This window comes from Aphanizomenon sp. CS-733/32, from assembly GCF_028330045.1.
Lineage (GTDB): Bacteria > Cyanobacteriota > Cyanobacteriia > Cyanobacteriales > Nostocaceae > Dolichospermum > Dolichospermum gracile.
Genome location: NZ_JAQMSE010000242.1, coordinates 1 through 7,946, shown reverse-complemented (window position 1 = coordinate 7,946; position 7,946 = coordinate 1). Strand labels below are relative to the sequence as shown.

Here is a 7,946-nt window from a genome sequence, read left to right as displayed (position 1 = left end):
GCAATAGGCAATAGGCAATAGGCAATAGGCAATAGGCAATAGGCAATAGGCAATAGGCAATAGGCAATAGGCAATAGGGAAAAAGAATTAATTTATCCATAACAACTGACTAATGACCAATGACCAATGACAAATACACAACCTGTAATTTTAGGATTTGATCCCGGTCGTGATAAATGCGGGATTGCCGTGATGGGGCTGGATCGACAACTGTTCTATCATCAAGTTGTTTTGGCGAATGAGGCGATCGCTAATATTGAAATACAACTGCAAAAATTCCCTGTATCCTTAATGGTGATGGGAGATCAAACAACGGCTAAAAAGTGGAAACAGCAACTTAATCAGGAATTAAGCAAACCCACCAATATCATTTTGGTTGATGAACGTTATTCCACTTTACAAGCACGCGATCGCTATTGGCAGATGTATCCACCCCAAGGCATCACTAAACTATTACCCCAGGGTTTACGTCAACCTCCAAGGCCAATAGATGACATTGTGGCCATTCTCCTGATTGAACGATATCTTAACCGACTAACTGACAACTAATTTACAGTTCAGCCCGAATCGTAAAAGCGTAATCCCCTCCAGGTTCTAACTGATAGTCTTGTTGTTCCAAAAAGCGTCCCAGAGGTTCTTTGATTAAAGCACGACCTTGGGAAGGCTTCACAGAAAGTTCTCCCCGGCGGAAATGCCACTGGAAATGCCACTGAAAATTACCGGCGCTAACTTCACCTTCAAGAAAGCCTTGTTGCCAAGATTGGCGGGTAACTCTCACATGAGCAGTAGTTTCTGGCAGACGTTTAGCACTCACGCTTGTTTGATGTCACGTATGGGATAAAAGCCAATTATTTATGTAGGCTACTTATTCTATGTACCAAAAATAGCTTAATTCTACAAACTAATCAAAACAAGATAAGTTAGCTCTTTTGTTGTCAATTTACAATAAACGCAAGATAATAATGCAATTTTTACATAAAAATATTTGTGAAGAGTGTGCTTTTTATATCAAATTAGAATGCACTCACCCCGACGAGTTGGCAGTTAATTGTGCTACTGTCACCTTCTGCAATTCATTCACTCCAGCGGTGGAAATTGACAGTCCTTGTGTGACTTTTGGTAATGATGATATGTTATAATGCTTACCTGGGATTAACACCGGGAAAAGCTGGAAGTGATGGAGGAATAGATGGTTATGCCAAAATGATTCATGAAGCTAATATTGGCATAATGTTAGCCAGTGCTAGTTATACAGATGGATTTCGTTTTCGTTTAAATAAATCTATTCAAAGTAACAATACCTTGTCCAAATATAAATAGTATTATTTTAATATGTATTAATAGTATGTTTATCTAAATCTAGATATCAATGTATAAAATAAGAATACTACACCAAAATATTACAATTCATTTGAGGAGGTTTCCAGAAAATGACAGCAACTCAACCAACAGCAGTTACTAATTCAAATCTTTACGAAGAAGATTTTTATTTGTGGATAAAGACAACAGCAAAACAATTAAAAAATGGTAACTTTGCCGAAATTGATTTAGACAATTTGATTGAAGAAATTGAAAGCATGGGTAGAAGTGAAAAAAGAGCATTAAAAAGCAACTTATTAGTTGTATTAATGCACCTGCTCAAATATAAATATCAGCCAGAAAAACGTAGTAATAGTTGGTTATCTACTATCTTTGAACATAGACGCAGATTGAAAGAAGACTTAACCGAAAGTCCCAGTTTAAAGAAATACTTATCTGAGACATTTAACGAATGTTATCAAGATGCGAGAAAACAAGCTGCGTTAGAAATAGGTTTATCACTTAATACTTTTCCCGTAGACTCTCCATTTACTACAGAAGAAAGTTTAAATCAAGATTATTTACCAGAACAACATTGATTTTTCCTTATCTTCCTTTGCGTCTTTGCTCCTTTGTGCCTTTGCGCGAAATAAAACTAAATCTATGCAATTACCATTAATTAAATATCCCATCTTGGGGATCACCAGTTTATTATTATTAGCTGTTAATATCAAACCAGTATTTTCCACTTCTCCCCCTACTCTAATACTGGCACAAAACATAAATAGTAGAGCAGCTACAGACTCTTTAAATCAAGGATTACAAGCGATTCAGTTGGGAAGAATAGAAGAAGCAATTACTGCTTTTCGTGAAGCTATTAAACTAGATCCTAAATTAGCAGCAGCGCACTATAACTTAGGTTTAGCACTGCGACAATCAGGAAAATTACAACCTGCGGCAGATGCTTTTTATCAAGCTACCCAAGCCGATTCTCAATTTGCGTTAGCCTTTGCCAATTTAGGTGGAGCGTTATTAGAAGGAAATAATTTAAAATTGGCGAAAGACTATTTAAATCAGGCTTTGAAGTTAAATCCAAATCTGGGTTTTGCCCATTATAACATGGGGTTAGTTAAGAAACAGGAGAAAAATTGGTCAAGTGCGATCGCCTCTTTTCAAAAAGCCAGAACAATGAGTCAAAATGCTCCCGAACCTGCCTATCATTTAGGTGTATGTTATTTACAACAAAGAAAAGTTGAACAAGCTAAGGCAGCTTTTAACGAAGCAATCAGAATCAATCCTAAATATGCAGAAGCACACTATGATCTGGGTTCAATTTTGTTTAATCAGGGAAAATTAAATGAAGGTTTAGCAGCTTTCAGAAAATCAGCCGCAGCTAATCCTAATTATGCTAATGCCTATTATGGTGCAGGATTAGTTTTCATGCAGTTAAAGCAGTATAAAGAAGCCGTGCAGGTCTTCCAATATGCTAAAGATTTATATAATATTCAAGGTAATTTACAGTGGGTGAAAAATTCCCAGCATTTCCTACAACAAGCACAAAAATTAAACAGGTAGAGAAGTTGTGCCGCCACTGCTACTTATTAAAGTGCAGAATGTAGACAAAAAACTCCACAAAGATGAAAAATCCTTGAGGAGTTTGAGAGAGTATTATACTCAACATGGTTGAAATATGGACTTTTGGAAAATTACGAAAAACATAGATTTATAGGGGTAAAGCATGAGATCATTGGTGTCAACTTAACATAAAACCTCTATCCCGCAAACAACTCAAGTCATATTCCAGTCTCTGACTGGGAATGAATTCTAAAGGCTCTGCCTTCAATGATATTAGAGGCAGAGCCTCATCAAACGCTACGCGAACGTGGACTATACACAAAATTAAGGTTTTCAAACCCACGTAGGTGGGTTTCTAACCGCCTTTTAAAACAACCTCTAAATAAATAAACTAGGAGACACTTTAAAATATTCTCCCAAGGCTTTTGCTTGTGCTTTACTAATTGAGCGTTTACCGTTGACAACCTCTGAAACTACACCGCTGCTAGAACCAAGAATGCGTACTAAGTCAGCTTGACGAATTCCACTAGATTCCATGATATGTAGCAATATTTCATGAGGTGTAGATTCATCCATTGGATAATTTTCTTCCTCATAATCTTCAATTAGTCTGACAAGCAATTTGTGTAAAGCTCGCTCCTCTGGACTACGATTTTTTTTAAAAGTTAGATATTCTGCAACTTTTAACAACCGTTCATAGTCTTCCTCTGTTTCAATTACTTTAGGAGCGATTTCTGCTAGTAATTGACTATAAGTATTTCTGTCAAAAGTAAGGGTCATTTTTCCATTTATTTTTACTATATTCGGCATGAGTTAGCAAGTATTTGTAGTACACCGTTTGATCTTCATAATCCATTCCTACAATTAAACGATAATCATTACCTTTGATATTAAAAACAGTAAAATTACCAACAGCTTCAGCATCTCGGTAAAATTTCTGAACATCATTTAAACTTTGCCATTCTGCTTTTTTAACTGTTTGATACCAATCTTCTATTTGTTTCCTGATATCAGGGTACTTTGCTGCTTCTTCGCGGAGGATGCGAATATGAATTAAGTGGATAATATATTTTGGATTTGAAATAATAGTGGTTGGTGTACATAGCTTAATTCCTCATTTGTACTTAGGTTCTTGCTTAGGTTCTTGTTTATGTTTGTGCTTGTCACCTGCTCTATTCTCTCAAAATGAGAGTAAATTGTCAAGAGTCAATCAGGACTTACGCAAAATCTCTCTAAAACCCTCTTCCCTTCGAGTCCTTCGTTCCTATCCCTACGGGACGCTCCGCGAACGTGGTTCATTTCTCTGTAATTAAAAACTCCACAAAGATAAAAAATCCTTGAGGAGTTTAAGAAAGTATTAACAGCGTTTACCGAGCCATAAAGAATTAAGCCATAACGCACCAAATAGTAAATTTACTAATTATCTGGAAGTTGTTTTTTCAAAGCATCTAATAAAGCCCAACGGGTATCAGTAGGTGGTTCAGAAACAACAGTATTCAAAATACCTGGACAATTAAGGTTGCATAATTGACGCTGGGGTAACGCTAAACACATCTGCTGATAGAGCCATTCACCGGGATCAAAATGACCATCAGGTGCTAAAGTTTCCAGTAAATCCTCTACAGCAACTTCCATTTCTAGAGGAAAATCTTCCGTTTGATTAGCAGTTTCATCTAACCAAATAACTTCCTGAGTATCAAGAACTAAACGATGGTTATACTGCTGCAAACAGCGGCTGCAAGTACAGGTAACAATTGTTTCTGCCTGAGATGAAACTTCTAAATAATTACCCTGGTGTTTGACCTGGATAACTCCGCGAACGGGTGTCAATGTTTCTAGTCCAGGCAGAAACTCTTGAACTTGAATTTCCTCTGTCCGCTCCGGCGCTTTAGTTAGCTGCGGAATATAAATAGCGTCCATAGGATTTGTGAAATACCATCAAAATTGATTATTGGTAATGGGTAATTGGTAATATTTTTGTCTGTTCCCTGTTCCCTGTTCCCTATTACCTAATTATGGTGTGACGGCTTGACGAACAACTAAATGACGATGAGGTTCTTTGCCGCGACTGAAGGTTTCTAAATCCGAAAATTCCTGCAATAAAGTGTGGATTTGTCGGCGTTCTGAGGAACTGAGAGATTGAAGTTCTACCTCTCTTCCAGAGAAACGGACTTCCGCGGCAGCAGTTTCAGCTAAAGTGCGGATTTCGGCTTCTCGTCTCACCCGATAACCATTCAATTCTATTGTGTAAGCTGTCTGATTTTCTTCTGGTTGATTTAAGTTGAGAACGGAATTTGCTAGATACTGGATACTATCTAGCACCGAACCGCCAGTACCAATTAAAATCCTAATTTGTTCTGATGTTAAATTGGTTTGATCTATTGTCAACCAGTAGCTTTCTCCTAATGGTGCATCTTGTCCTGAAGATGGCTTAGTTTCTAAATTAGCCCGTACTTGGGTAGATATACCAGTTAGAAGTAGCAAATTTTGTAGCCATTGTTCACTACTCTGCATAGAAATGTCGCTCATAATCAACCAGTAGCCTTTTTCTTAGAACTTTTGGGTTCAAATGGCAACGCTTTTACTTCGATGGTTTGGGCTTCTTTCTCTTGTGAATCTACGATTTTCTGAATTTCTTCTGGTAGAGGTTCACGGGAGAGGATATAGGTTTGGATAGTTTGGAAAACGTTACCAATTACCATATACATAAGTACCCCAGCCGGCAGAGGAAAGAATAGGAACATCCCAGAAAAGATGACAGGGGTAATTTTATTGACTGTATCTTGTTGAGGGTTGCCACCGCTGGAATTTTGCCCAGACAGCATTTGGCTGACATAAAGACTGATACCAAAGAAGACAATCATTGCCACTATATCCCAATGGACTGTGTTATCAGGATCAATGGCGCCTACTCTACCCAAGGCATCAATAAAGAGAAATCCTTTGTCTGCTGCTAGTCCAGGTATTGTCCCTTGAATGGTCACGTCTCCGGGTTCTAGGGCTTCTATATTGCCTTCAGAATCAATTTTAACCCTTTCTTCCCCTTTAATGACTTTCCAGTCAGGTGTCAACTTAGTTTCTGGGTGTTCTGCTAAGAGCAAATCAAATGGTTTACCTTCTACGGTTTGATATTGAATCTTAGTCTTTTCTCCCACTGTTAACTTGTTACCCCCCGGTAATATTGCGGAAATGGGAGTGTGTTCTCCATCAGCAATATAAATATTTTGTGGGGAAGTGGCAAAGGCTTGGGGTTGAATGCGCTCGATTTGTTCTTCAGGGAAGATTTGCAGGTTAACGGAGTAGTTGACTCCTGCAAAAGGAGAACCCCGCAAAGTTGCAAAGAGGGCTAATAATACTGGCATTTGCAACAGTAGAGGTAGACATCCTGCTAAGGGATTACCAAATTCACTTTGGACCTTGAGCATTTCCTCTTGTTGCTTTTGCTGATCGTCTTTATAGCGTTCTTTGATTTCTGCCATGCGCTTTTGCATGAGAGGCTGCACAACCCGCATCCGTCGCATACTACGGATAGAGCCGGCACTCAGAGGATAGAGTGCAAAGCGGATAATCAATGTTAAGGCTACTATCGCCAACCCATAGCTAGGGACAAAACCATAGAAAAGGTCTATGATTGGCAACATTACGTTGTTCGAGAGAAACCCGATACCAAAATCCATTATTCTGAATTCAACCTGCGGTACTTTGACACTCCCACCCCGGTTGGGAGTGGGATACTTAGTTGAGCCTATCCTCTGACTAGAGGCGGTTCTCTCCCAAGCTTTTGCTCTATATTGTAGAGGTTTTTGTTAAGCATTGCTGTGACTATCCACAAGCTATGGAAGTTCAGGATAGCCGCACATGATCTAAAAGTGTAAATGTTAAAAGAGCCGTCAGTGGTCAGCCGTCAGCGGTTTGTTTAAAAGTGATTTAAATCCCATCTCTATAAGAATTTCAAACCAGAATTAGCTTACTAGCTGATGACTGAATGCTGATAGCTTGTTAACGCGACTCATTTAGGATTGCTATATTGGGGATTTTTAGCAGCAATTTTTTCGTTAATGTAGTCATAGACTTCCCGAAATTTGGGAACAGCCCGCATTTCGATGAGAGTACCATTTTTGAGGGTGACTGCCATATCTCCCCATAGGCCGATGCCACGGGGAACTTTGACAACTTTCATCACTTCTGAATAGATTACATCATAGCGATCGCGTCCCATCCAACCACCAGTTACACATATCCTTCGATCTGTGATGCGGAAGCGTAGCCACACTGCCCTGACTATTGCCCCCACAGCTAAGGGTATACCCACCACTGTTAGCCCAATTAGCAGGTTAAAAATCAAATCCCCAATGTGGGGACCACCCTCATAATAAACTTCTTCACGAATACCCATTTAATACCTCAGTTTGTGCCAACAACTGCTCTAATTCTTGCAGAAATTTCTGGGTTTCGCACTCAGATTCTGTTGTTGTTGATTTCACAATTAATACTAGCCGCCATCCTGGGAGTAATTTAGGCAATAGTTGATGTAATGCTGCTGTTATTTGCCTTTTGATTTTGTTGCGAACAACGGCGCGTTTACTGACTTTTGTACTAATAGCAATACCAATTTTTGTGCTAGGGGGGGCAGTATCCAAAGAAGGTTCTGTCGCAAGAGTAGGTTTTAAAGCTCTCAGTGTGAAGTGAGAACTATGTCGCCGAATTCCTTCTCGGAAAACTGCCTGAAAATCCTGACGGGATTTGAGCCGATATGCTTTGGGCAAAGCCACAACAGTTCTTAATTACTGAATTTTATTACCCTAAACGCTCAGACGATGCCGTCCTTTTGTTCTTCTGGCACTAATCACGTTTCTGCCGTCTGGTGTTCGCATTCTAGCGCGGAATCCAGATGTTCTTTTTCTCTTACGGCAAGTGCCGCCCAGTGTTCTTTGCATACGGTTCTCCTCTTAGGCGATTTTCATAAAAAGTCACAATCTGATATTTTACCACTTTACAGGCAATAAAAACATATTTCTGGATGGAGTTGTCAGTTGCCTCTTGCCTCTTGCCTCTTGCCTCTTGCCTCTTGC

The 7,946-nt window shown here is 39.2% G+C and carries 14 protein-coding genes; 5 read left to right on the top strand and 9 right to left on the bottom strand.

Translation table 11 applies throughout. The annotated features are described in order from the left end of the window. Positions 1–126 precede the first annotated feature (126 nt). Positions 127–549 carry a Holliday junction resolvase RuvX gene (locus PN471_RS20970; protein WP_193894905.1) on the top strand — a complete coding sequence of 141 codons (423 nt, stop codon included), beginning with the start codon at positions 127–129 and terminating at the stop codon, positions 547–549. 1 nt (position 550) lies between these two features. Here the strand turns inward: PN471_RS20970 and PN471_RS20965 are convergent, their stop codons facing one another. Continuing rightward, positions 551–814: a DUF3146 family protein gene (locus tag PN471_RS20965; protein WP_027401177.1), complete on the bottom strand. Its 264-nt coding sequence runs from the start codon at positions 812–814 to the stop codon at positions 551–553. Between the two features lie 148 nt (positions 815–962). On the opposite strand from PN471_RS20965, the gene PN471_RS20960 reads away from it, so the two are divergent. The 4 genes from PN471_RS20960 to PN471_RS20945 all read left to right on the top strand — a co-directional run bounded on the left by PN471_RS20960 (position 963) and on the right by PN471_RS20945 (position 2,874). Next, positions 963–1,139, top strand: coding sequence for a hypothetical protein (locus PN471_RS20960; RefSeq protein WP_271778490.1), 177 nt, complete (start codon positions 963–965; stop codon positions 1,137–1,139). Further along, entirely contained in the window at positions 1,123–1,320 is a 198-nt protein-coding gene (locus PN471_RS20955; protein WP_271778489.1) for a hypothetical protein, read from the top strand. Before PN471_RS20960 ends, PN471_RS20955 begins: the two co-directional genes overlap by 17 nt. A 110-nt stretch (positions 1,321–1,430) precedes the next feature. Beyond that, the gene (locus PN471_RS20950) at positions 1,431–1,898 is read left to right on the top strand and encodes a DUF29 domain-containing protein (RefSeq protein ID WP_271778488.1); all 468 of its coding nucleotides are present in this window, start codon (positions 1,431–1,433) and stop codon (positions 1,896–1,898) included. Between the two features lie 64 nt (positions 1,899–1,962). Continuing rightward, the gene (locus PN471_RS20945; RefSeq protein WP_271778487.1) at positions 1,963–2,874 is read left to right on the top strand and encodes a tetratricopeptide repeat protein; all 912 of its coding nucleotides are present in this window, start codon (positions 1,963–1,965) and stop codon (positions 2,872–2,874) included. 378 nt (positions 2,875–3,252) lie between these two features. Here the strand turns inward: PN471_RS20945 and PN471_RS20940 are convergent, their stop codons facing one another. From PN471_RS20940 to rpmH, 8 genes are all read right to left on the bottom strand, one after another. Beyond that, positions 3,253–3,654, bottom strand: coding sequence for a helix-turn-helix domain-containing protein (locus PN471_RS20940; RefSeq protein WP_271778486.1), 402 nt, complete (start codon positions 3,652–3,654; stop codon positions 3,253–3,255). Then, positions 3,638–3,937: a type II toxin-antitoxin system HigB family toxin gene (locus PN471_RS20935; RefSeq protein WP_271778491.1), complete on the bottom strand. Its 300-nt coding sequence runs from the start codon at positions 3,935–3,937 to the stop codon at positions 3,638–3,640. Before PN471_RS20935 ends, PN471_RS20940 begins: the two co-directional genes overlap by 17 nt. 353 nt (positions 3,938–4,290) lie before the next feature. Further along, positions 4,291–4,794, bottom strand: a complete 504-nt coding sequence (locus tag PN471_RS20930) for a YceD family protein (RefSeq protein ID WP_271778485.1) — start codon at positions 4,792–4,794, stop codon at positions 4,291–4,293. A 93-nt stretch (positions 4,795–4,887) separates the two neighbouring features. Further along, positions 4,888–5,403 (bottom strand): Jag family protein, encoded by a 516-nt coding sequence (locus tag PN471_RS20925; RefSeq protein WP_271778484.1) that lies wholly within the window; start codon positions 5,401–5,403, stop codon positions 4,888–4,890. Between the two features lie 2 nt (positions 5,404–5,405). Beyond that, the gene (gene yidC / locus PN471_RS20920) at positions 5,406–6,551 is read right to left on the bottom strand and encodes a membrane protein insertase YidC (RefSeq protein ID WP_271778483.1); all 1,146 of its coding nucleotides are present in this window, start codon (positions 6,549–6,551) and stop codon (positions 5,406–5,408) included. Positions 6,552–6,883: 332 nt separating this feature from the next. Next, positions 6,884–7,270: a PH domain-containing protein gene (locus tag PN471_RS20915; protein ID WP_271778482.1), complete on the bottom strand. Its 387-nt coding sequence runs from the start codon at positions 7,268–7,270 to the stop codon at positions 6,884–6,886. Next, the gene (gene rnpA / locus PN471_RS20910; RefSeq protein ID WP_193894886.1) at positions 7,257–7,646 is read right to left on the bottom strand and encodes a ribonuclease P protein component; all 390 of its coding nucleotides are present in this window, start codon (positions 7,644–7,646) and stop codon (positions 7,257–7,259) included. Before rnpA ends, PN471_RS20915 begins: the two co-directional genes overlap by 14 nt. 30 nt (positions 7,647–7,676) lie before the next feature. Beyond that, complete coding sequence (gene rpmH / locus PN471_RS20905; RefSeq protein ID WP_271778481.1) at positions 7,677–7,811, bottom strand: 50S ribosomal protein L34; 135 nt, start codon at positions 7,809–7,811, stop codon at positions 7,677–7,679. Between the last annotated feature and the right edge of the window lie 135 nt (positions 7,812–7,946).

Excerpts from the sequence above, each read along its gene's own strand:
- PN471_RS20930 (WP_271778485.1), bottom strand. The coding sequence starts at position 4,794 with ATGGACGCTATTTATATTCCGCAGCTAACTAAAGCGCCGGAGCGGACA.
- PN471_RS20970 (WP_193894905.1), top strand. The coding sequence starts at position 127 with ATGACAAATACACAACCTGTAATTTTAGGATTTGATCCCGGTCGTGAT.
- PN471_RS20925 (WP_271778484.1), bottom strand. The coding sequence starts at position 5,403 with ATGAGCGACATTTCTATGCAGAGTAGTGAACAATGGCTACAAAATTTG.
- yidC (WP_271778483.1), bottom strand. The coding sequence starts at position 6,551 with ATGGATTTTGGTATCGGGTTTCTCTCGAACAACGTAATGTTGCCAATC.
- rpmH (WP_271778481.1), bottom strand. The coding sequence starts at position 7,811 with ATGCAAAGAACACTGGGCGGCACTTGCCGTAAGAGAAAAAGAACATCT.
- PN471_RS20915 (WP_271778482.1), bottom strand. The coding sequence starts at position 7,270 with ATGGGTATTCGTGAAGAAGTTTATTATGAGGGTGGTCCCCACATTGGG.
- PN471_RS20940 (WP_271778486.1), bottom strand. The coding sequence starts at position 3,654 with ATGACCCTTACTTTTGACAGAAATACTTATAGTCAATTACTAGCAGAA.
- PN471_RS20950 (WP_271778488.1), top strand. The coding sequence starts at position 1,431 with ATGACAGCAACTCAACCAACAGCAGTTACTAATTCAAATCTTTACGAA.
- PN471_RS20960 (WP_271778490.1), top strand. The coding sequence starts at position 963 with ATGCAATTTTTACATAAAAATATTTGTGAAGAGTGTGCTTTTTATATC.
- PN471_RS20945 (WP_271778487.1), top strand. The coding sequence starts at position 1,963 with ATGCAATTACCATTAATTAAATATCCCATCTTGGGGATCACCAGTTTA.
- PN471_RS20955 (WP_271778489.1), top strand. The coding sequence starts at position 1,123 with ATGATGATATGTTATAATGCTTACCTGGGATTAACACCGGGAAAAGCT.